Source organism: Nocardia sp. XZ_19_231 (assembly GCF_015355705.1).
GTDB classification, from domain to species: Bacteria; Actinomycetota; Actinomycetes; order Mycobacteriales; family Mycobacteriaceae; genus Nocardia; species Nocardia salmonicida.
The window spans coordinates 202,964-224,053 of the sequence record NZ_JACUZI010000006.1 but is presented as its reverse complement, the minus strand read 5'-3'; the positions used below and the strand labels follow the sequence as shown (position 1 = coordinate 224,053).

Sequence of the window (21,090 nt, the reverse complement as noted above, 5' to 3'; positions counted from 1 at the left end):
GGATGGAGAAATCTCGCGTGGCTCCCAAGTCGAAGGTGGACACCGTTGCCAACCTCGCCAAGCGCCGGGGTCTGGTCTACCCGTGCGGTGAGATCTACGGAGGCACCAAGTCGGCGTGGGACTACGGTCCGCTCGGCGTCGAACTGAAGGACAACATCAAGCGGCAGTGGTGGCGCACCATGGTCACCAGCCGCGACGACGTCGTCGGCCTCGACTCCTCGGTGATCCTGCCGCGCCAGGTCTGGGAGGCCTCGGGCCACGTGGCCACCTTCTCCGATCCGCTGGTCGAGTCGCTGCACACGCACAAGCGTTACCGCGCCGACCATCTCATCGAGGCCTACGAGGCCAAGCACGGCCACCCGCCGGCCAACGGCCTGGCCGACATCAACGATCCCGACACCGGCCAGCCCGGCAAGTGGACCGAGCCGCGTAACTTCTCCGGTCTGCTCAAGACCTTCCTCGGCCCGGTCGACGACGAAGAGGGCATGCACTACCTGCGTCCGGAGACGGCACAGGGCATCTTCGTCAACTTCAAGAACGTCCAGGAGACCGCGCGCAAGAAGCCGCCGTTCGGCATCGCCCAGATCGGCAAGAGCTTCCGCAACGAGATCACGCCGGGCAACTTCATCTTCCGCACGCGTGAGTTCGAGCAGATGGAGATGGAGTTCTTCGTCAAGCCCGGCGAGGACGTCGAGTGGCACAAGTACTGGATCGAGACCCGCCTGGCCTGGTACACCGACCTCGGCATCGATCCGGAGAACCTGCGCCTGTTCGAGCACCCGAAGGAAAAGCTGTCGCACTACTCGGCGGGCACCACCGACATCGAGTATCGCTTCCGCTTCCAGGGCAGCGAATGGGGCGAGCTCGAGGGCATCGCCAACCGCACCGACTACGACCTCAAGACGCACTCGGAGCACTCCAACGTCGACCTGAGCTACCGCGACCAGGCCAGCGGTGACCGCTACACGCCCTACGTCATCGAGCCCGCGGCCGGTCTGACTCGTTCGCTGATGGCCTTCCTGGTCGACGCCTACACCGTCGATCAGGTGCCCACCGCGAAGGGCACCACCGAAGAGCGGATCAGCCTGCGTCTGGACCCGCGCCTCGCGCCGGTCAAGGCCGCGGTGCTGCCGCTCTCGCGCAACGCCGACCTGACCCCGAAGGCCAAGGATCTCGCCGCCCAGCTGCGTCGCAACTGGAACGTCGACTTCGACGACGCGGGCGCCATCGGCCGCCGCTACCGTCGTCAGGACGAGATCGGTACGCCGTTCTGCATCACCGTCGACTTCGACACCATCGACGACCAGGCGGTGACGATCCGCGAGCGCGACTCGATGGCCCAGGAGCGCATCGCCCTGGACAAGGTCGAGTCCTACCTGGCGGCACGTCTGATCGGCGCCTGATTCTTCAGGTCGAACGAGCCCGCACCGGCGACTCGGTGCGGGCTCTTTCGCGTCCGCGGTTGGGCGGTTGATCACACCGCGTAGCTGACGGTTTGCGTTGGGTGCGCGCTTGCCTCACGATCTTCGTTGTGCTGTGGGAACCGGAAGACGTGGTGCGGGTGCTCGACCCGTCGGAACAACGATTCGTGCGGCACGCCACCTTCACCGGGCGGTCGGTCACGGTGCTCGGGGAACTGGACGCGGCCGGGCTCGGCGCGGCCTTCGCGGCGTTGCAGCGGAGGTTCCCGATTCTGGCGTGCCGGATCGTCGAGGATGCCGACGAGAACGGAATCCTGTTGCGTCCCGGGGACATCGAGGCCGTCGGGGCGTGGGTGAGTTTCGGTGATCCCGACGAGGTTCGTGTTCCGGCCGAGTCCATGGACCCCGGAGCTCAGCTGGCCTATCTGGATGTGGTTCTCGCCGAAGAGGATCGGGCTCGGGTCACGTTGTTCGTGCACCACAGCGTGGCCGACGCGGGGCACTGTGTCGAACTGTTCGCGCGGTTGTGGGACTACTACACCGACTATGTGGAGACCGGGAAGATCGCGGTTCAGGCGGACTCGGCAAAGGCCGTCACGGAGTCGGCGGGTGTGACCGGGGAGTACCCGGCGTCGCTCGAGGCGTTGCTGGCACAGCGGGATATCCGGCGTGCGCGACGGTCGGGGCTCGAGCCGGTGACGCGTCCGCTCGTCGCCGCTGACTCGGTGAGCGGGGTCGAGCGGTCGGAAGCGGCTCCGGCTTCGCTGGCTCGGCCGGCGCGGATTCAGTTGGACACCGTCGCGACCGCGCGGCTGCTCGACCTGGCTCGTGCGCACGCGGTGAGCGTCAACGGGTTGGTCACCGCGGCGGTGTTGCGGGCCTATGCCGATCTCTCCGGTGCGGACAGCGTCTCGTGCATGTATCCGGTCGATCTGCGCAAGCGCCTCGACCCGCCGGTCGAGGCGGTAGCGGGCACCAACCTGTCCGGCCTGGCCGCGTTCCGTGCTGATGCCGCCGACACCGAGGACCTCGTCGTCCTCGCTCGCCGGATCGGCACGAGCCTGCACGACGACCTGGCCGAGGGCGTGATCGAACAGTCCGTCCTGCACTTCCCCGACTTCTTCGGACCCCACCGGATCCACTCCACCGCAGGCCACATCGCCCTCACCAACACCGGAACGGTGCCCACGTTCCGCGCCCCCGCCGGAGTGATCCTCGACGACTACGAGATCGTCTACCTCTCCGCACACCCCCGCCCGTCGACGGGGGCGTCCGCGGCCGTCACCTTCCTCGTCTATACCTATCTCGGCAAGCTGACCATCGGCCGTTTGGGCGGCGGCGCGCTCGCCTCCGAATTGCTGGATGCCGTGGCGTCAGAGTTGTCCTGGTCGTCTGCAGGTCAGGAAGCCGCGACTGCTTGAGTTCAGCGGTCGCTGGTCCGCATCACCGCGGAGCGAGGGGCTCCTGCAGTTCGGTGACCCAGCCATCGGGATCGGGCGTCCATTGCAGGGTGACCTCGCGGACCGGTGCGCCGGTGCGATATCCGTTGTCCTCCACCCAACGGCCGAGCGCCTGCCACGCCGAGCCGATTCCGCTCACATTCCCGTGATGGACGGTGGTCGCCACGTGTTCGAGCGCGGGCAGATCGACGATCGAGAAGTCCGGTGCCGCAGCGGGTTCCACGTTCACCGGCACACAGGCGTGCACGCCCACCGTTCCGTCGTCCCGCGCGTCGTAGTAGGCGATCGCGGGACCAGCGATCGTGATCCCGGCCTTCGCCAGCCGGTCGGACAGTTCGCTGAACAGCGGACCGATCACCGGGCTGATCGCCTGGGGTTCGAATCCCGAAGCCCAGCTGGACGATTCGGCCACCCTGACCGCGGGCACCGACTTGATCACCACATCCTGATCGGGCATGACGCCCTCCTTTTCGATGATTCGGAGTCTCGCTTCGACTTCGGTCAACCGCGAACGGTCGGCCGCGATCCGCTGTTCCAACTCGGCTCGGCGCAAGGTGAGCATGCCGCGCAGTTCTGCCGCGTCGGGCCCCGGCTCGAGCATTCTGCCCACCTGTTCCAGGGTGAACCCGAGCTCTTTGAGCGCGATGAGCCGGTTGAGGCGAGCCAGTTGCGCCGCTGCGTAGAACCGGTACCCGGTGGCCGCGTCGACCCTGGCGGGCGGCAACAAACCCACCGCGTCGTAGTGGCGCAGCATGCGTACCGACACCTGACCGTGCCTGGCGAAATCTCCGATACTGAACATGACGCCTTCCGGTGTACGGCCTCACACAGTGAGAGAGTCAAGCGCTCAGAATCTGCCGCCCCGACTGACCCGTCGCGATCCCGACGAGCCGCCGAATGAGCCCGGGCGGTAGCCACCGCCGCCTCCGCCGTAGCCGCCACGGTGCGAACCGCCGCTCATCGCGCCGCGAAGTAGTTCGTTCAGGAGGATTCCGCCCAGCACCGCACCGGTCTGGGAGCCGCCGCCCGACATCGGCTGGCGCGTCTCCCATGCCTGCACGCTGGCCTGCGCCTGCTGCATGGCCCGGCCGCCGAGGTCGGCGGCGGTCTGTGCGCTGACGAGTGCCCGTTCAGGGTCACTGCCTGCGAGTCCGCGTGCCTCGGCGAGGTGGCGTTGCGCCTCCGAGAGCCGGGTGCGCGCCTCCGCGTCGACGCCGCCGCGCCGGGTGGTGATGAACGACGACGCCGCATCGATGCGTGCGGACGCGTCGGTGAGGGTGCGATCGAGTCGGCGTCGCAGATCCTCCACGGCCAGTTTGCGATCCGAGGCCGCCGCGATCGCACGGTCCAGTTCGGCATCAGCAGTGACCGCAGTGTGGAAGGTGCCGAGGGGATCGCTGTCAGCGTTCGGGGCATCGAGGGCTGCGGTGGCGGACGCGACCGCGGCGGCGAGGTCAGCGCCGCCGAATTCGGTGAGGCTCTTGGCCGAGCCCAAGTCGGTGCGCAGTTCCTCGAGGGCGGCTGGGAGACCATCGCGCGCTTGCTGGATATTCGTCGCGGCCTGGTCGACCGCATCGAGCAGAGTCCTGGCCTGCCCGATCGCACCCTCCGCCGCACGGATCGCCGCGACCGCACCGCCCTGCTGCCCGACAGGCTGGGTGAGCGCTGTACGAGCGGAATCGATGTTGTTCTCGGCGAAAGTGATCCGCTCCTGCGCCATCCGCACGTTGTCGTGGATCGGCGCGATGACCGAGGGCGGATAGGTCGAACCCAGGCGGGCGAGTTCGGCTTCGGAGCCCGGCATGCGCGCGGTCAGCTCGACGATGTCGCGGGTGAGCGCGTCCAGTCGGGCGGGCGCGTCGATGAGCAGATCGCGCATAGCGTCGAAATCGGTGACCTGCGCGTCGAGTTCGCGATCGGCCTTGCCCGCGGTCGCGATCAGCTCGATGAGCATGGCGCGCTGCTGATCCGGCGTCTCCGGGACAGCGTCGTCGAGTTGCTGACGAATCGTGAACGCCTTCGCGGTGGCGGCGCGGGCGGCATCGAGCGCGGAGCGGAACGGGGTCACCGCTGTCTCGCCGAATTCGCTGGTCGCCAAGGTCAATTCCTCGTCGCTGGTCCGGACGGCATCGTCGATCTCGACCAACCGCTCGCGCGAGAGCACGTGCAAAGTCGGCAGCGACAATTTCGCCAGGGCCGCCGAGTCGGTCGGGTCGATCTCACGCGCGTTGGTCAGTTCGGCCCGATCCCGGTCGCCACGGCGCTTGCGCGCGAACAACATCAGACCGCCTGCCACCACGACCACACCCAGGCCGATGAGGATCAGAACGCCCCACGGCACGCTCGTGCCCTTCATCGCGGAACCGATACCTTCGGCGGTGTCGACGCCGGCTTGCGCCCACTTCTGTTCTCGCAGAGCGGGTTCCACCGAACCGGCGAGTATCGAGTCCAATTCACTGTCGGTCACACCGTCGGGCAGGGTGCCGTCGAGCCAGTAGCCGCGATCGTCGACGGCCACCGCCAACAGCAGGTCGCGATCGCTGAAGCCGGACAGGTCGGACGTGCGGGCGGCCCAATCCCTCGCCGCCATCGACCCGAAGGTGCGCACGTAGATCACCCACAGCTTGACCTGGTGATCGCGGTAGAGGGTGTCGACCGCGTCGAGCACGCGCCCCTCGTCGCCGGCGCTGAGCACGTTCGCGGTGTCGACCACCTGCGGACCCATCCGCGCGGGCGGTTCGGCGACGGCACTCGGCGCGCACAGCAGACTCAGCACGGCGAACACCGCGCAGAGCACGGAAACCGAACGTGGGGCCGAACTCGACAGCGGCATGTGTCGAATCTAACCGTCGCGACCGACACGAGCACGACATCGCAGCGTGTGGCTTCTACGATCGAACGCATGGTCACAGTCGCTCGCCAGTACACAGGTCACGTCACCGCGGGTGAGGACGCCCAGCAGCGCGACGTCCCCGGCGCCCGCATCGTGAAGATGTCCGTCGGTCCGATGGACAACAACACCTATCTGATCCAGAGCACCGCCACCGGCGCTGCCGTGCTGATCGACGCCGCCAACGACGCCGAGCGCATCATCGAACTCACCACACTCGAGACCCCTGGCCAGGTCGAACAGCTCGTCACCACCCACCGCCACCCCGATCACTGGCAGGCACTGACCGAGGTCACCAAGTCCCTCGACGTCCCCACCGCCGCCCACACCCTCGACGCCGACCACATCCCGGTCCGCCCCGAGCGCCTGCTCGAGGACGGCGACACCATCGAAATCGGCGACCTCGTCCTCCACGTCATCCACCTGCGCGGCCACACCCCCGGCTCGATCGCCCTCGCCCTCACCGACAACGCAGGCCACACCCACCTCTTCACAGGCGATTCACTTTTCCCAGGTGGAATAGGAAAAACCCACAGTCCCGCCGACTTCGACACCCTCCTCACCGACGTCACCACCAAACTCTTCGACCGCTACCCCGACGAGACCGTCGTCTACCCGGGCCACGGCGACGACACCACTCTCGGCGCCGATCGCGCGAATCTGCCCGAATGGCGTGCAAGGGGCTGGTGACGTCCGGGCCGCTCCGGGAATTCCGGCATTGCCCCACACCCCGAGTACCACGCTCGTTCCCGCGACCAGCATGACCGCACCCGATGCGTATACCGCAGGACGATCTCGTGGACACCGATCGGTAGTTCACCGGAACGGAATCCGCTGGTGACCGCTGACCACACGACGCGTCGGACCGACCTGGCAGACTGACGAGGGTGAAATCGGGATTCTCGCGAACGTCAGCGCCCGCCCCGGATGTCAGGCATCCGCGCGGGCTGGTGTCGACGGTCTCGGTGTGGTTCGTCCGGTTGATCGCCGGGGCGGTGCTGATGGGGCTGGTACTGGTGGCCGGGACAGCGGTCCGGGTCTGGCAGGTCGCGCGGATCGACGACTACACCCCCGCGAACGCGATCGTGGTGCTCGGCGCGGCGCAGTATTCGGGGACCCCGTCGTCGGTGTTCGAAGCGCGGTTGTATCAGGCGTGGCGACTCTACGAAGCCGGTGTGGCGCCAACCGTGATCACCGTCGGCGGTAAGCAGGAAGGCGACCTGTACACCGAAGCCGCTTCGGGCAAAAGGTATTTGGAAGACAAGGGCGTGCCCAGCGAGAACATCCTCGCCGTGGAAACAGGTTCCGACACCCTGCGCAGCATCGAAGCCGTCGCGACAGCGATGGGGGAGCGCGACATGTCATCGGCCGTACTCGTGAGCGATCCGTGGCATTCACTGCGAACCAGGACGATGGCTGGCGACGCAGGCTTGGAGGCGTGGACCGCACCCACCCGCACCGGACCGGCCGTCTACACGAGGGAGTCGCAATTCCACGGCATCGCCCGCGAAACCGGCGCGCTGCTCTGGTACCAGCTCACTCATTTCTCGGCAGATTTCTCTTATGAGGCGGGACAGTGAGATGACACAGACCTATACCCCGCACGACCGGGAACGCATGGTCCACGAGCCGGGCAAGACCGCGTGGCCGGGTGCCGCGGACAAGGGTCATCGCAGTGAATTCTCCCGCGATCGTGCCCGTGTGCTGCATTCCGCCGCGTTGCGTCGCCTCGCAGACAAGACCCAGGTCATGGGTCCGCGCGAGGGCGATACCCCGCGCACCCGCCTGACCCACTCCCTCGAAGTGGCCCAGATCGGGCGCAGCATCGCCGACGGTGTCGGTGCCGACCCCGACCTCGTCGACCTGGCGGGCCTTGCCCATGACATCGGCCACCCGCCCTACGGTCATAACGGTGAACGCGCGCTCGACGAATTCGCCGACGAATACGGCGGTTTCGAAGGCAACGCGCAGAACCTGCGCATCCTGACCCGCCTCGAACCCAAGATCCTCGACGCCGACGGCGAAAGCTTCGGGCTCAACCTGACTCGGGCAGCCCTGGACGCGACCCTCAAATACCCGTGGGGCAGAAGCGGTTCCGGTACCAAGTTCGGCGCCTACGACGACGATCTCGAGCGCCTGGCCTGGGTCCGCAAAGACGCGCCCGACCGCAAGCAGAGCCTGGAATGCCAGATCATGGACTGGTCCGACGACGTCGCCTACTCGGTGCACGACGTGGAGGACGGCGTGATCGTCGGCCGTATCGACCTGCGCGCCCTCGCCGACCCGGCCGAGCAGGCCGCGCTCGCCGAACAGGGCCACGGCCAGCACCCCGACCAGTCGATCGAAGCGCTCGGCGCCGCCGCCCAACGGCTCTCCGAACTCGACATCGTGGCCGACGCCGCGAACTACGACGGCAGCTTCGCCGCCTCGGTGGCGTTGAAGCGGCTCACCAGCGAACTGGTCGGCCGCTTCGCCACCGCCGCGATCTCGGCCACCCACGAGCGCTACGGCCAAGGCCCGCTCATCCGCTACGAGGCCGATCTGATCGTGCCGCCTATCGTGGCCGCCGAGGTCGCCGTCCTCAAGACCGTGGCGTTGCGTTACGTGCGCTCCGACCCCGGCCACCTCGCCCGCCAGCAGACTCAGCGCGACCACGTACAGGCCGTCGCCGACCGCCTGCTCACCACCGCGCCCGCCCACCTCGACGATCAGATGCTGCCCTGGTTCAACGCCGCCACCACCGAGGCCGCACGCGTGCGCGTGGTGATCGACCAGATCGCCTCCTACACCGAGAGCCGGTTCGAACGCGTCGCCGCCTCGCTGGACTGCCGCTGAGCGGACCCGACTAGACTCGCTCACCGTGGCCGGACGAATCCCAGATCGCGATATCGCGGCGATCCGTGAACGTGTCCGGATCGAAGATGTAGTCGGTGAGTACGTGGCGCTCAAGCGCGCGGGCGCCGACTCGATCAAAGGTCTGTGCCCGTTCCACGACGAGAAGTCGCCGTCGTTCCATGTGCGTCCCAACCACGGGCTGTTCCACTGCTTCGGCTGTGGTGAGGGCGGCGACGTCTACAAGTTCCTGCAGCAGATGGAGCACATCGGTTTCGTCGAGGCCGTCGAGCAGGTGGCCGACCGCATCGGCTACCAGATCAACTACGAGGGTGGCGGCACCTCGGTGCAGCGCGACCGTGGCACCCGCTCGCGGCTGGTCGCCGCCAATGCCGCCGCGCAGGAGTTCTACGCGGCTCTGCTGCACGAACCCGAGGCCGAGACCGCACGCAAGTATCTGACCGACCGCAACTTCGACAAGGCGTCCTGGCAGCAGTTCGGTTGCGGGTACGCCCCCGCGGGCTGGGACGGGTTGACCAAGCACTTGCAGCGCTTGGGTTTCGAGTTCAAGGAGCTCGAGGCGGCCGGACTGTCCAAGCAGGGCAAGCGCGGTCCGATCGACCGGTTCCATCGCCGTTTGCTGTGGCCGATCCGCAACCTCGGCGGTGAGGTTATCGGGTTCGGCGCGCGCAAGCTCTTCGACGACGACACCATGCCCGGCAAGTACGTGAACACGCCGGAGACGTTGCTGTACAAGAAGTCTCAGGTGCTGTTCGGCCTCGACCATGCCAAGCGCGACATCTCCAAGGGTCATCAGGCCGTGGTTGTCGAGGGCTACACCGACGTCATGGCCATGCACCTGGCCGGTGTGAAGACCGCGGTTGCGTCCTGCGGCACCGCTTTCGGTGAAGAACACATGCAAGTACTGCGCAGGCTGCTGATGGACGACAACTTCTGGCGCGGCGAGATCATCTACACCTTCGACGGTGACGCGGCAGGCCAGGCTGCGGCGTTGAAGGCGTTCAGCGGTGACCAGCGGCTGGCCGGACAGACCTACATCGCGATCGCGCCCGACGGGCAGGATCCGTGCGAGTTGCGTCAGCACTCCGGTGACAGCGCTGTGCGTGATCTGGTAGCGCGGCGAACCCCGCTGTACGAGTTCGTGATTCGTGGTCTGCTCGCCGAACACAATCTCGACGATGTCGAGGGCCGCGTCGAAGCGTTGCGCCGTACGGTGCCCGTGGTGGCCCAGATCAAGGACAACGCCACCCGTAAGGGCTATGCCACCAAGCTGGCCGGTTGGGTCGGCTGGGACGACATCCAGCTGGTCGTGCGCCGGGTCGGTGAAGAGGCGAAGAAGAACCGGACGGGCGGCAATGCCACGCCTGCCCTGAAGTCGGGTGCCGCGGCGCTTCCCGCGCCCCGCGTCGAGGAGAGTTCCTCGGTGCGACCTGCCCCCAACGATCCGGTGCTGTTCGCGCAGCGCCAATCCCTCAGCGCCGCACTGCAATACCCGGGCATCGCGGGCGTCGCTTTCGACGCCATCGACGTCGCCGCCTTCACCCACCCCGCCTATGTGGCTGTGCGCATCATGATCGCCCAAGCGGGCGGCACGGCGGCCGGGCTCAGCGGCGCGGAATGGGTCGCCGCCGTCGCCGACCACACCGACGACCTGATGATCCGCGCCCTGGTCTCCGAACTGGCCAACGAGCAGCTCCCGGTGCGCACCCAGAACGACACCCCGCGCTTCATCACCGGCATCCTCGCCCGCACCCAGGAAGCCTGGGTGGGCCGCCAGATCGCCGAGCTCAAATCGAAGCTCCAGCGGTTGTCCGCCAGCGAGGAGCCCGACACCTACATGACCTTGTTCGGTGACCTGGTGGCGCTGGAGCAGTACCGCAAGAGCCTCGCGGCCCAGGCGATGGGCAACGAGGGCTACGCGGCCGGAGCCTGACGGCGCGGCATTACCTGCGGGTCATGGTTTGGTGGCCTCGGTGAGTGTGCGGCTGGAGTACGCGACGAACGGTCCCTCCTGCTGGATCCGATCATGAAGCCGACGCAACTGGTCGAGGTAGGCCTCGACGGTGAACCCGGGCACCATCCAGATCACCTTGCGCAGGAAGTACACGACGGCACCGATGTCATCGAACTCTGTCCGAAGGCGCTCGGTCCGCTGGCTGGTGATCTCGAGGCCGGCGGCGCGCGCGGCAGCGGCTTCATCGTCGGGATGGCGCCCTCGCCGGGCTTCCGGTTGCGGACCGAGAAAATACTCGACCAGTTCGAACACACTGGCCGGTCCGACGTGTTGTGCGAAATACGTTCCGCCCGTTTGCAGTACGCGCGCGATCTCTTCCCACCAGACGGTAGCCGGATGCCTACTGGTGACCAGGTCGAACGCGTTATCAGCAAACGGCAACGGTGGCTCGTCGGGCGCAGCCACGACAACCACGCCGCGCGGGTGCAGCAACGCCGTCGCCTTGGCGATATTCGGCGGCCATGACTCGGTGGCAACCATGGTCCGCGGAAACAACTCCGCCTCACCCAGAACCTCGCCACCACCGGTCTGAATGTCCAGAGCAGCCGAGGCGGTCTTCAGCCGACTACTCATCAGCCGCTGATAACCCCACGAAGGCCGCGCTTCGCTGGCCCGCCCATCGAGCCAGGAGAAGTCCCACCCCTCCACCGGCGCCGACGCTGCTTCATCGACCAGATCCTCGAACGTCCGTCCCATGTGGAATCACTATGCCAGCGAAGGCCCCAGACCACGAATGCAATTACCGGGGTCAAATGATGACGTTTGCCCTGGTAGATGCGCGGACGCCAATGGCCCGAGATAGCCTCGGGCCATTGATCTTCGGAGTGTTGGGTGTGGCCGCGGGATTTCGAGTACGCCGCTACTTGACCGAACTGGCCAACTGATCGGCATACGGGGCAATGAATTTCCCGACAATGGGAAGCTCCGCACGGACGCCACCGCTGTTGTTCGCCCGGACCATGGCCATGACCCAGACGACGACCGCGAAGACCGCGAGCACGAGCCCGGCGAGGCTGAAGATGATCCCCAGTGCTCCGAGCAGCGAGCCGACGATGCTCAGAACAACATTGAGCACCGAGACCGCCCCGAAGAAGATGATCGATTGTGCGGCATGGAATTTCACATCGGGATCGTTCTTTCCCACGAAGAGGAAGATGATTCCGGTGAGCCAGCCCAGCGCGTAAGACAGGATGGCGCTGGTCTTTTTGTCCAGGCCAGAAGGCTGTGTTTGGTTCGAGGGAGAAGATGTCATGGGGTAAGTAGATGCCACACTCGTCCCCTACCGATCCCAACTTTCAGCACGAAACCACAGGTCGCGGGCCAGCCGAGGAAGGTCCTGTTCTGGGTTGGGGCGGCGGTCGGAGAGTGGCGGCGGCGTGAACGGTCACGGCTCGGAGGCGGCAACGCGTGTCACTGCGGAGGGCGCCTTGGGCATGGGGTACGCCGCGGCCGCCGGTGGCTTGCTCGTGGCCGTGCCGGACGACCGCGAGGAGCCCGGCTCGGACAGTGTCGCTCCACGCACCAGAACCACCCAGTAGCCCACGAGGACAGCGCAGTAGAACGACCGTGCCACGGCGGCGGTGACGCTGCTGTGAGGCGGCAACTCCACGGTGAAGGACACCGGGAAGACCGGCACCGCCAGCGCGATGGCGGTGATCTCGCCGCGACCCAGCACGATCAGCACGAGCACGCCCGGCCACAGCAGCATCAGGTAGTTGTGCCACGCGATGGGCGAGAACAGCAGGGCTGCGGCGAGTACCGCCCACAGAGCGGTGCCGCCCGGGTCGATGCGGTCGCGGTGGCGCCCACACCACCACAGCGTGCCTGCCAGCACCGCCAGCCCGAGTACCGTCCCGATCTCGGAGGGCAGTCCGAAGCGCACCGCGAGCCCCGGCAGCGATGCGTTGTCCACCCAGCCCGGCACCGGCGCGGAGAAGGCGATGCGCAGCCAGCCCCCCGCGCTCGACGGCCCGGCGACGAGCACCCCGATCAGCGAGGTGACAGCCGCGCCGGCGATTCCGGCCTTGAACGGCAACCACTGCCGCTGCGCGGCCGCGAGCAGCAATATCGGTGCCAGCGACGGCTTGAGCGCCACCACGATGCCGAACAGAACGGACGCGAGCACCGGCCGCCCCCGCCGCTGCGCGATCCACCCGGCGACGAGCCCGACCAACAGCAGCGGGTAGATCTGGCCGAGCATCAGCGTTCCGTACAGCGGCGAGGACGCGAGCACAGCCAGCGTGGCCAGCGCGGTGACAGCCGGGCGCAGCCGCAGTTCCGAGCACACCGCCAACACCGAGCCCAGCATCATGAGCAGTGTCAGCACCGCGAAGATGCGGTAGGCCGTGACCACATCCAGCGCGGCGAACGGCGTGAGCAGCATCGAGACCAGCGGCGGGTTGAGATTGCTCAGCTTCGCCGGGGTCTCGTAGATGTCTGTGCCGTGGGTGAGGGCCACTGCCGAGTTCCAGAAGGTGTCGAAGTCGACATGCACCTCGTAGATATCGTTGGACAACAGCGGCGCCACCAGCGGATAGGGGTTCGATACGCGCCGCACCACCTCGACGATCGACGCGAGCACGAGCAGACCTGCCAAAACCCGTATGGCGGCGGTGATACGGCTGGACTGCGCAACATTTTCTGGTGACACGGCTCCCGACGCTATCCGTACCTGTCCGGTTTCGTAGAACTGCTCTTTCCGCAAACACGAGTAAGGACCCCCGCGATCACAGGTAGGCCGACGTCATTCGCCGGTTGCTTTGGCTGGGGTGGTCGGGAGGACATTGATCAGGACAAAGGCCACGGCCACAGCGACGACCACCTGGGGGGTCACCGATATGCCGTCGGTACCGAGCAACAGAACACCCAGGAGCGCTGAGGTCAACGGGAGTCGCAGCATCACCGTGCACATCGCGCCGATGCCCATCGCGATCGCCGGACCCATGCTCATGCCCGGCAGTCCGCTCATCGCGATGCCCAGAACGGCACCGATGAACATCGACGGGAAGACCGGTCCACCACGAAACGCACTCAACGAAATCGAATATGCCACCGTTTTGCAGAGACCGAGCAGAAGGAGGACACCCACCGAATAGTCGGCGGCGTGGGCGACGAGTTCGGGTAGGGCGTCCTGCCCGGAGAACAACACCTGGCTGAAGCTGTTCCCGGAAATCAGTTGGTAGGCGGTGGCGGCAAGACCGATGAGCAACCCGAGCATTGCCGTCACCAGGATGCGATTGGTGTGAACGAGCGGTCGAAGTGCCAGCCCGGCCCAGCGGATCGCCCAGCCGAGGAGTGCCGCGATCGCACCGACGACGACAGCCCAGCACATCGTGGCCACAGTTGGGTTCACAGCCGCCGGAACGGATGTCAGCGCGAGAGAGAAGGTGCCGAGTCCGGTGAGACTGTCCAGTCCGACGAAGACGACGGCACCGATACCGGAGGCGAGCAGTCCCGGTACCGCGACGAGACTCAGTGTCGCGCCACCGATTCCGGCGGCTTCCATGATCAGGAACGCTGCCAGGATCGGGGAGCCGAACAGGGTGCTGATGGCGGTGAAGCTGCCCGCCGACGCCATGATCACCAGCGCCATCGGAGGCGCATCTTTCTTCAGCAGGTGCACCGTGAGCACCGCGAGTCCGCCGCCGATCGCGATCAGCGGGGCCTCCGGACCGAGGACGGCACCCAGGCTGAGCGTGGCCAGTGCCGCCAGGATTATGCCCGGCAATTCCTTGTCGACCGGCGTGCCTCCGGCGTGGAACCCGAATGCCGGAGAGTGACCGGCGTTGCCTGGCAGGTAGCGGATGGTCGCACCGGTCAACACGCCGCAGAGCACCAACCAGGGCAGCGGCCACCATGATGGCGTGCCACCGGAGAAGACGTCGCCCGGGAGGTCGCTGAATATGAACTGCTGGATCTTCGTTACCGCGGCCAGGAAGCCATACGCGAACAAAGAGATCGGTATGCCCAGAGCCGCCGCCAGCAGTAGAGCCACGAGGTACGGCTTGGAGCGCATGACCGCAACCGGATCGACGTCCGGGGCATGCGTATCCGCCATCACACCTCCATGACCGAATCCCCACGATGAGGAGCGAAGTCAGCTTGTCAGCCCGACTCGGTCCTGTCCTCACCCGAAGCGGGTGATAGTTCTCAGGACCACCTGATCTCGCCTTCCCGGTCGACAGCAGGAGGGACCGGACCCTGGCGCCCAGCCTTCCCTGGTGAACGGTACTGCCGGTCGGAAGGCCGGAGTGCGGTTGCCGCCGTGCCACGATGGGGGAGTGACCTCCGGCGCCGGCACCACCGACCTCGCGGCCCTGCGCGTCCCGCTCACCGGCTACTGCTACCGCATGCTCGGCAGCTCCGCCGACGCCGAGGACGCCACCCAGGAAACGCTGCTGCGCGCCTACACCCGTCTCGACACCTTCGACCCCACCCGCGCCCGGTTGTCCACCTGGGTGCACGCCATCGCCACCAACATCTGCCTGGACATGCTGCGCGCCGCCCAACGTCGCATGCTGCACTGGGAGGGCCCCGCCACCGCGTTCGACCCCGACGCCGTCCTCCCCGACCAGCACTGGATCAGCCCCGCCCCGGACAGCCACACCCTCGGCGCCGACCCGGCCGACATCGTCACCCGCCGCGACACCGTCCGCCTGGCCTTCCTCGCGGCCCTGCAACACCTGCCACCCACACAGCGCGCGGCCCTGGTCCTGCGCGAGGTGCTCGCCTTCACCGCCGCCGAGACCGCCGACATCCTCGACACCACCCCCGCTGCGATCAACAGTGCCCTGCAACGCGCCCGCGCCACCCTGCGAACCACCCGCGACACTCCGACCGCGCTAAACCCCGACGCACCCCACGACCGTGACCTGCTCCAGCGCTACATCGCCGCGTTCGAAGCCCACGACATCACCGCACTCACCGCCGTCCTACACGAGGACGCGCGTGTGTCGATGCCGCCTTTCGGTTGGCGTCTGGACGGCGGCGCGTCCATCGCGGCCGCCATGACCACCTCCGACGACTGTCGCGGCGACCGCGTCCTGCCGGTCACCTTCAACGGGGCAGCGGGCGCGGCGCAGTACCGGCTCGACGAGGATGGCGTGGCGCGCCCCTTCGCACTGGTCGCATTCGAAACACTCGACGGTCGGATCGCCCGGCTGATCACCTTCTTCGGCAGCGGCCCGAGATTCCCCGAATTCGGACTGCCGACCGTTCTGACCTGACCGATGAATTCCGGCGGCCGCGCACGTACCACCAGTGACACTGCCGATCGATCAAGGACAACTCATGCCCGACACCAGCATCCTCGACCATTCCGTCGCCGAACGTGCCCGCCTCGCCGACCTGCTCGCCGACCTGTCCGCGGACCAGTGGGGGACACCGTCACTGTGTGAGGGGTGGGCGATCCGTGAAGTCGTCGCCCACATCACCGTCCCGTACCGCACCAGCGGGCCCCGGATGATGCTCGGCCTGGCCCGCGCCCGCTTCAACATCAACCGCTATTGCGACATCGCCGCCCGCGCCGACACCGCCCGCCTCAGCGACGCCGAACTACTCGACAGCCTGCGCGACAACATCACCCACCCCTGGCGACCCCCGGGCGGCGGCACCGCGGGCGCCCTGTCCCACTACGTCATCCACGGCCTCGACATCACCGAACCTCTCGGCCTGCCCGCCGCCCCGACCGACCGAATCGCCACCGTGTTGGCCCACGTCGAGCCCAAGGGCCTGTCCTTCTTCGGCGTCGACCTCACCGGAATCCGACTGCAGGCCACCGACGCCGACTACACCATCGGCGAGGGAGCCCCGATTGCCTTGCCCGCCAAGGACATTCTGCTGACAATCACCGGACGACGCCTACTGCCGCAGTGAATGACACCCATGGGGGTGGGATCCGCGCTCCAAGTTGAGACAGTCTGCCGGCTGCGGCCATCACCGCGGCTTGGCGGAGCCTTCCGATCGAACAGAACGCACACGGTTCCAGGTTTGTCCTCGGAATCCCAGATAGCCGACACGTTCCGGCCCCGTTCGTTCCCATGGCGGCTCAGCCAGTAGATTCTGTCGCCCGGCCTGAGCTCGAATCACCCTGTTCGGGGTTCGGCTCAGGTGGTCTTATCCACGGGGTCAAGCCAATTCGAGCGGTCGTCCAGCAAGTGTGTCGGTCGTTTGCGTTATGTTCCGGACTATGGCTCTCACGAATGTAACAAGAGCAGCGGTAATCGCGGCGATCCGCGAGTTCGATGACGTGGGCCAGGCTGAGTTCCTGGACAAGTACGGGTTCGGTCGTGCGCGCTCGTACTTCATCCTCTTGGAGGGCCGCCGGTACGACTCGAAGGCCGTCCTCGGCGCGGCTCATGGTTTCCTGCCAGATCGTGATGCGTTGCGACCGAAGGACTTCAGCGGTGGCGAAGCGACCGTGGCGCGGCATTTGAGGTCGCTAGGATTTGAGGTATCGCGGGCTGAGGATGCACTCACCGCCAATGCGGTGCCGGTTCGGGTGCACGCCGAGCAGACGGAGCGGAAGAAGCGACCTCCGGTGTGGGCTTGGACTGAGCTGGTGCTCGCGTGTGATCTCACTGCTCGCAACAACTGGCACGAGATCGATGACAAGGATCGACGTGTCGTCGAGCTGTCCACACTGCTACAGCAATTGCCGATCCACCCAGCGGCTGATCGCGGTGACAACTTTCGTAGCCCAGGCTCGGTTCGTTTGAAGATGGCGAACCTTGCCGACTGCCATCCTGACTCACGTCGGACGACGAGCAACGGAAGCGCGCTGGACAGGGAGGTAGTCGCTGCCTTCCTCGAACGGCCGGAGCAGATGAACGCGCTTGCTCTCGGGATTCGTGAACAACCGGGGGTACATCGACGCGACGTCGAACGCGTCGATTCGACCGCGGATGAGCCGTTGCTCGATGACGTCGGTTCTGCTGCTTCCTCGGGAGATGTCCTGGCTCAGTTCAAGCCAAAGAGCGATAACGCGTATGTCGCTGCAGTCAAGGCGCAAGTCCAGGTCAAGAATCGCCACCACGAGACCCTGGTTCGTGACTACGGTCTGGCCGCTCAGAGATCTGGCTTCATCGCGGCAACCAACGTTCATCCGCGTGACCTCACGCTAACTCGAGGTGGTCGGCATTGGCTGGTGGAGGTGAAGATCGTCTACGGCGGCAACGCGACGGAGGCGGTGCGAGCGGTCCTTGGCCAGCTGTACCAGTACCGCCACTTCTTATACAAACGGGGGATTGCGGTCGATCTTGTCGCGGTGTTCAGCGAATCGATCGGTGATGCCTACGTTGAGTTCCTCGAATCGGTTGGCATACATGCGATCTGGCGTGTGAGCAGCGACGCGTGGGCTGGGTCGCGTGCTGCTGCTGGCAAGGGGCTCATCCCTAACGAAGCAAGCGAATAGCCACAGGCCGACAGCGCGACGCCGCGCTGGACAACCGATTCCCGGCTAAGCAGCTACGGGCCATGACCGATCCGAGAGGGCACATTGCGGGACGTCACGACGGATGGTCCGCGGCCGAAACCGTGTCCTTCCCGTGTCGCCTCTCGCAAGAGTCCCGACCCGGCGCGAACCTCCCAGCTCAGGGGCATTTTATTCGCCACCAGAGGGCTCGATCCTGAAACCCTGAGTGCACTAATCGGGTCCAGAAGGCCAGGTCGGACTGTCAACGTACTCGGCTCCACGCAAAATCTCCACGCAAAATAAGGTCCCAACCTGGGTGAATACCCGCAGGTCGGAACCTCTTTTTACTGCTCCCCCATCTGGACTCGAACCAGAAACCTGCCGATTAACAGTCGGCTGCTCTGCCAATTGAGCTATAGGGGATTGCCCTGAGTGGTTAGACTCAGGCGGTCTGCCTTGGCGAGCTGACCGAGATGAAACTTTAGCGCATCGTGTCGCGGGAACCCAAATCGGGGCGCTACCTGCGGACATGCGGCGTATAACGATGTGCTGTCGAACGGTGGCCGGATCGACAGGGGTGGGGCGGCTGGGGCAGGATGGACCCGCACACAGACGTGGGAGGAGCTCCAGGAGATGCTGCGGTTGATCATCGGCGTAGCGGCCGGTTATGTGCTTGGCACGAAGGCCGGTCGGGCGCGCTACGAACAGATCACTGCGGCCTCGCGAGCGGTCGCGGGTAGTCCGGTGACCAGGAAACTGGTGTCGGTGGGCCGGCAGAAGCTGTCGGACAAGCTGAGCACCCAGCCGAAGCTGGAACCGATGGAGCCGATCGACGAGCGCACCACGGTGCTGATCCCGCACAACCAGCTGCGCCGCTGAGCTCACTCGGGCAGATATCGGATCTGGTAGCCGGTAGAGCGCGAAGCGATCAGCCCTTGTCTGTTTCCGCCTGCCTCATGGTCGAACTGGCTGATCAGTGCCGGGATCGCCGTGATTTTGCGAGATTCCTTGCGGTTCAGCGCATTTCCCAGGCAGGGTCGCGCGAGTTCCGGCCTTGGGTCTCCGGGCAGGGCCACCGGGTTTCGAGCTCGGTGAGCCATTGCGCGAGCACCGTAATGATCTCCGGGGAGTTCCGCAGGCGGTTGCCGATTTCTTCGATCGTGTCGGTGGACCCGGCCACTCGGCGGTAGTCCGCGAGTAGGCGGGTTGCGGCTGTGTCGTCGGTGGGTGTCAACTGCGAGGGAGTCTCTCCACTAGGCTCGGTGAAACTACAGCTCAGACAAACCGATACACGGGGGATAGTCATGACCGATCCGCACCTGAACGTTATCGGCACCGCACCGGTGTCATTGTTCAGCGCCGAGTATCACAGCGACGTCAGTACGGAGCCCGTCGAGACGGTCCCTGGCAACCACCTGCCGACCTTCCTGGCCGCTGTCGAAGACCCAGACCTCACCTGACCGGACCACTACGCCGCGTTCTCGGCCTCACCGCGAGCGCGAAGGAAAACCCGAACAGCGCGGTGGGGATCAGCCATACCGGGGCCTCGGCTGCCCGGAGCGCACTGCGGTAGGCATCGGCTCAGCGCCGATATCGATGAGCTGTGGCCGCGCGGTGACGACATCGCCCGCGTCCACCCCGTATGGCCGCACTGTCCGGCCATCAGCGTCCACCCGCCCTTCGCCGGGCCCGCCATCGCTTCCGAAGCTGGAACCCGAAGACCCTTCGGTTACCTCCACAGCCGACGGCTCGAAGCCTGCGCAGCAAAAAGTTACCGGCTTCGACTGAAAGTGTCTGCCTAGCAGCATATTTCGCCGACGATCGGTCAGTGGCTCGATACGCGGCGGGTGCGATGTGGGATTCAAAGCACGTAGTCCTGCGCGAGAAATTGGGTAGCCGGGTACTCGTGTCAGCTCCCGCACATCCTCGTACGTTCAAAACAGCCTGAAAATCTGCGGCTGACGTTGGCGTTGGTGACATCGGAGCCGCTCGAGCATCGAGGAGCACGAATGTCTACCGCAATGACCACGCTGACTTCGCCCAAAGGTCAACCGCTGACTCTGGTCGGCGACGCGAAGTTCTCACCGAACTCGGTGTATCCCCGTGTCGAGCCGCCGTACGGCGACGAACTCGGCCCTGTCCTGGAGATGTCGGACTACGAGCTCGCCGAAGCGTTGCGGCCGGTGATCTACAACGACGGCAAGGAATACACGACCGAAGTACCGAGCACCACGTTCGTCGAGCTGCTCCGGGAGGACCGGGAACGACGCACAGCGTCCTACACCGCGCTGTCGCGATCCCGGTCCGAACAGATCGTTTCCTCGTCGCTGCACGCGTTGTCGGGAATCATCGGCTCGGACAACCGCGTCGTGCGCCGCGACAACACGGTGTATCCGATGAGCACGGTCGCCTATCTCGCGCTTGCGAGCGGGGGATATTCCGGGTCAGCGACGATGGTCGGGCCGTCGACCGCCGTGACCGCGGCGCACGTGGTGCACAACGGCACGAACTGGCTGCCGTTCGCGTCCGTCGCACCCGGCACCGATCGCCAAGACCCGACACCGATGCCCTTCGGCAGCCATGGCGGGTACAACGTGACGGTCCCCGGCGGCTGGGTCAACAACGCGGGCGGCGACGCGCGGTTCGACTACGCCGTCATCGAATTCTCCGGATACGGCGACTTCCCTGGCCGCGCTTCGGGGTGGAAGGGGTTGTGGGTCGCGCCCGACAACGTCGTGAGCGGCAACCGGATGTACCTCTACGGCCATCCGAGTGACAAGGCTCAACCCCAGATCTGGGGCAACGAGGGCAACGGCATCCTCAACGGTCAGTACATCAACTTCTTCATGGATGCCTGGTACGGCGACAGCGGTTCGGGGCTCTATGTGTACGACACCGACGGATGGCCCTACGTTGTGGGCGTTCTGCGCGGCGCCACAGGCGCGATCGGCGACAACACCAAGCCCAACTTCGGGCGGCGGATGACTCGCGACGTCTACGACTTCATCGTCGCGTACTCGGCTCTGTAGGAAGGAATCATC

At 66.0% G+C, this 21,090-nt stretch carries 19 protein-coding genes and 1 tRNA gene; 12 read left to right on the top strand and 8 right to left on the bottom strand.

Annotated features, from left to right (window positions below; genetic code table 11):
• Nucleotides 1-2: 2 nt before the first annotated feature.
• A complete protein-coding gene (locus IBJ82_RS26205; protein WP_174551939.1) occupies nt 3-1,403 on the top strand; it encodes a glycine--tRNA ligase in 1,401 nt (466 codons plus the stop codon).
• 128 nt (nt 1,404-1,531) lie between these two features.
• Nucleotides 1,532-2,842, top strand: coding sequence for an acyltransferase (locus tag IBJ82_RS26200; RefSeq protein ID WP_194828648.1), 1,311 nt, complete (start codon nt 1,532-1,534; stop codon nt 2,840-2,842).
• Between the two features lie 22 nt (nt 2,843-2,864).
• Here the strand turns inward: IBJ82_RS26200 and IBJ82_RS26195 are convergent, their stop codons facing one another.
• Nucleotides 2,865-3,683, bottom strand: coding sequence for a MerR family transcriptional regulator (locus IBJ82_RS26195; protein ID WP_194828647.1), 819 nt, complete (start codon nt 3,681-3,683; stop codon nt 2,865-2,867).
• Nucleotides 3,684-3,728: 45 nt separating this feature from the next.
• Nucleotides 3,729-5,714: a TPM domain-containing protein gene (locus IBJ82_RS26190; protein ID WP_194828646.1), complete on the bottom strand. Its 1,986-nt coding sequence runs from the start codon at nt 5,712-5,714 to the stop codon at nt 3,729-3,731.
• A 69-nt stretch (nt 5,715-5,783) separates the two neighbouring features.
• On the opposite strand from IBJ82_RS26190, the gene IBJ82_RS26185 reads away from it, so the two are divergent.
• The 4 genes from IBJ82_RS26185 to dnaG all read left to right on the top strand — a co-directional run bounded on the left by IBJ82_RS26185 (nt 5,784) and on the right by dnaG (nt 10,557).
• Nucleotides 5,784-6,461 carry an MBL fold metallo-hydrolase gene (locus IBJ82_RS26185; RefSeq protein ID WP_194828645.1) on the top strand — a complete coding sequence of 226 codons (678 nt, stop codon included), beginning with the start codon at nt 5,784-5,786 and terminating at the stop codon, nt 6,459-6,461.
• Between the two features lie 311 nt (nt 6,462-6,772).
• Nucleotides 6,773-7,351: a YdcF family protein gene (locus IBJ82_RS26180; protein ID WP_228537722.1), complete on the top strand. Its 579-nt coding sequence runs from the start codon at nt 6,773-6,775 to the stop codon at nt 7,349-7,351.
• Between the two features lies 1 nt (nt 7,352).
• The gene (locus IBJ82_RS26175) at nt 7,353-8,606 is read left to right on the top strand and encodes a deoxyguanosinetriphosphate triphosphohydrolase (protein ID WP_194828643.1); all 1,254 of its coding nucleotides are present in this window, start codon (nt 7,353-7,355) and stop codon (nt 8,604-8,606) included.
• A 25-nt stretch (nt 8,607-8,631) separates the two neighbouring features.
• The gene (gene dnaG / locus IBJ82_RS26170; RefSeq protein ID WP_194828642.1) at nt 8,632-10,557 is read left to right on the top strand and encodes a DNA primase; all 1,926 of its coding nucleotides are present in this window, start codon (nt 8,632-8,634) and stop codon (nt 10,555-10,557) included.
• Nucleotides 10,558-10,578: 21 nt separating this feature from the next.
• Here the strand turns inward: dnaG and IBJ82_RS26165 are convergent, their stop codons facing one another.
• From IBJ82_RS26165 to IBJ82_RS26150, 4 genes are all read right to left on the bottom strand, one after another.
• Nucleotides 10,579-11,334, bottom strand: coding sequence for a class I SAM-dependent methyltransferase (locus IBJ82_RS26165; RefSeq protein ID WP_194828641.1), 756 nt, complete (start codon nt 11,332-11,334; stop codon nt 10,579-10,581).
• 163 nt (nt 11,335-11,497) lie between these two features.
• Nucleotides 11,498-11,890: a DUF4870 domain-containing protein gene (locus IBJ82_RS26160; protein WP_194828640.1), complete on the bottom strand. Its 393-nt coding sequence runs from the start codon at nt 11,888-11,890 to the stop codon at nt 11,498-11,500.
• 132 nt (nt 11,891-12,022) lie between these two features.
• Nucleotides 12,023-13,288, bottom strand: coding sequence for a glycosyltransferase family 87 protein (locus tag IBJ82_RS26155; protein WP_194828639.1), 1,266 nt, complete (start codon nt 13,286-13,288; stop codon nt 12,023-12,025).
• A gap of 93 nt (nt 13,289-13,381) precedes the next feature.
• Nucleotides 13,382-14,695 (bottom strand): chloride channel protein, encoded by a 1,314-nt coding sequence (locus tag IBJ82_RS26150; protein WP_194828638.1) that lies wholly within the window; start codon nt 14,693-14,695, stop codon nt 13,382-13,384.
• A 223-nt stretch (nt 14,696-14,918) separates the two neighbouring features.
• Between IBJ82_RS26150 and IBJ82_RS26145 the strand changes: the two genes are divergently transcribed.
• The 3 genes from IBJ82_RS26145 to IBJ82_RS26135 all read left to right on the top strand — a co-directional run bounded on the left by IBJ82_RS26145 (nt 14,919) and on the right by IBJ82_RS26135 (nt 18,049).
• A complete protein-coding gene (locus IBJ82_RS26145; RefSeq protein WP_194828637.1) occupies nt 14,919-15,863 on the top strand; it encodes an RNA polymerase subunit sigma-70 in 945 nt (314 codons plus the stop codon).
• Nucleotides 15,864-15,927: 64 nt separating this feature from the next.
• Nucleotides 15,928-16,512, top strand: a complete 585-nt coding sequence (locus tag IBJ82_RS26140; RefSeq protein WP_194828636.1) for a maleylpyruvate isomerase family mycothiol-dependent enzyme — start codon at nt 15,928-15,930, stop codon at nt 16,510-16,512.
• 313 nt (nt 16,513-16,825) lie between these two features.
• Entirely contained in the window at nt 16,826-18,049 is a 1,224-nt protein-coding gene (locus IBJ82_RS26135; RefSeq protein ID WP_194828635.1) for a hypothetical protein, read from the top strand.
• A gap of 350 nt (nt 18,050-18,399) precedes the next feature.
• Here IBJ82_RS26135 and IBJ82_RS26130 read toward each other — a convergent pair.
• A tRNA-Asn gene (locus IBJ82_RS26130) sits at nt 18,400-18,472 on the bottom strand.
• Nucleotides 18,473-18,682: 210 nt separating this feature from the next.
• Here IBJ82_RS26130 and IBJ82_RS26125 point away from each other — a divergent pair.
• Nucleotides 18,683-18,928: a hypothetical protein gene (locus IBJ82_RS26125; RefSeq protein ID WP_194828634.1), complete on the top strand. Its 246-nt coding sequence runs from the start codon at nt 18,683-18,685 to the stop codon at nt 18,926-18,928.
• Nucleotides 18,929-19,064: 136 nt separating this feature from the next.
• Here the strand turns inward: IBJ82_RS26125 and IBJ82_RS26120 are convergent, their stop codons facing one another.
• Nucleotides 19,065-19,283 carry a hypothetical protein gene (locus tag IBJ82_RS26120; RefSeq protein WP_194828633.1) on the bottom strand — a complete coding sequence of 73 codons (219 nt, stop codon included), beginning with the start codon at nt 19,281-19,283 and terminating at the stop codon, nt 19,065-19,067.
• Nucleotides 19,284-19,353: 70 nt separating this feature from the next.
• Between IBJ82_RS26120 and IBJ82_RS26115 the strand changes: the two genes are divergently transcribed.
• Together IBJ82_RS26115 and IBJ82_RS26110 are read left to right on the top strand one after the other, a co-directional pair.
• Complete coding sequence (locus IBJ82_RS26115) at nt 19,354-19,509, top strand: hypothetical protein (RefSeq protein ID WP_194828632.1); 156 nt, start codon at nt 19,354-19,356, stop codon at nt 19,507-19,509.
• Nucleotides 19,510-20,058: 549 nt separating this feature from the next.
• On the top strand, nt 20,059-21,078 hold the full coding sequence (locus tag IBJ82_RS26110) for a serine protease (RefSeq protein ID WP_194828631.1): 1,020 nt from the start codon (nt 20,059-20,061) through the stop codon (nt 21,076-21,078).
• Nucleotides 21,079-21,090 lie beyond the last annotated feature (12 nt).

Excerpts from the sequence above, each read along its gene's own strand:
- IBJ82_RS26180 (WP_228537722.1), top strand. The coding sequence starts at position 6,773 with ATGGGGCTGGTACTGGTGGCCGGGACAGCGGTCCGGGTCTGGCAGGTC.
- IBJ82_RS26205 (WP_174551939.1), top strand. The coding sequence starts at position 3 with ATGGAGAAATCTCGCGTGGCTCCCAAGTCGAAGGTGGACACCGTTGCC.
- IBJ82_RS26190 (WP_194828646.1), bottom strand. The coding sequence starts at position 5,714 with ATGCCGCTGTCGAGTTCGGCCCCACGTTCGGTTTCCGTGCTCTGCGCG.
- IBJ82_RS26150 (WP_194828638.1), bottom strand. The coding sequence starts at position 14,695 with ATGGCGGATACGCATGCCCCGGACGTCGATCCGGTTGCGGTCATGCGC.
- IBJ82_RS26160 (WP_194828640.1), bottom strand. The coding sequence starts at position 11,890 with ATGACATCTTCTCCCTCGAACCAAACACAGCCTTCTGGCCTGGACAAA.
- IBJ82_RS26140 (WP_194828636.1), top strand. The coding sequence starts at position 15,928 with ATGCCCGACACCAGCATCCTCGACCATTCCGTCGCCGAACGTGCCCGC.
- IBJ82_RS26135 (WP_194828635.1), top strand. The coding sequence starts at position 16,826 with ATGGCTCTCACGAATGTAACAAGAGCAGCGGTAATCGCGGCGATCCGC.
- IBJ82_RS26165 (WP_194828641.1), bottom strand. The coding sequence starts at position 11,334 with ATGGGACGGACGTTCGAGGATCTGGTCGATGAAGCAGCGTCGGCGCCG.
- IBJ82_RS26115 (WP_194828632.1), top strand. The coding sequence starts at position 19,354 with ATGACCGATCCGCACCTGAACGTTATCGGCACCGCACCGGTGTCATTG.
- IBJ82_RS26195 (WP_194828647.1), bottom strand. The coding sequence starts at position 3,683 with ATGTTCAGTATCGGAGATTTCGCCAGGCACGGTCAGGTGTCGGTACGC.
- IBJ82_RS26110 (WP_194828631.1), top strand. The coding sequence starts at position 20,059 with ATGTCTACCGCAATGACCACGCTGACTTCGCCCAAAGGTCAACCGCTG.
- IBJ82_RS26185 (WP_194828645.1), top strand. The coding sequence starts at position 5,784 with ATGGTCACAGTCGCTCGCCAGTACACAGGTCACGTCACCGCGGGTGAG.
- IBJ82_RS26175 (WP_194828643.1), top strand. The coding sequence starts at position 7,353 with ATGACACAGACCTATACCCCGCACGACCGGGAACGCATGGTCCACGAG.
- IBJ82_RS26125 (WP_194828634.1), top strand. The coding sequence starts at position 18,683 with ATGCTGCGGTTGATCATCGGCGTAGCGGCCGGTTATGTGCTTGGCACG.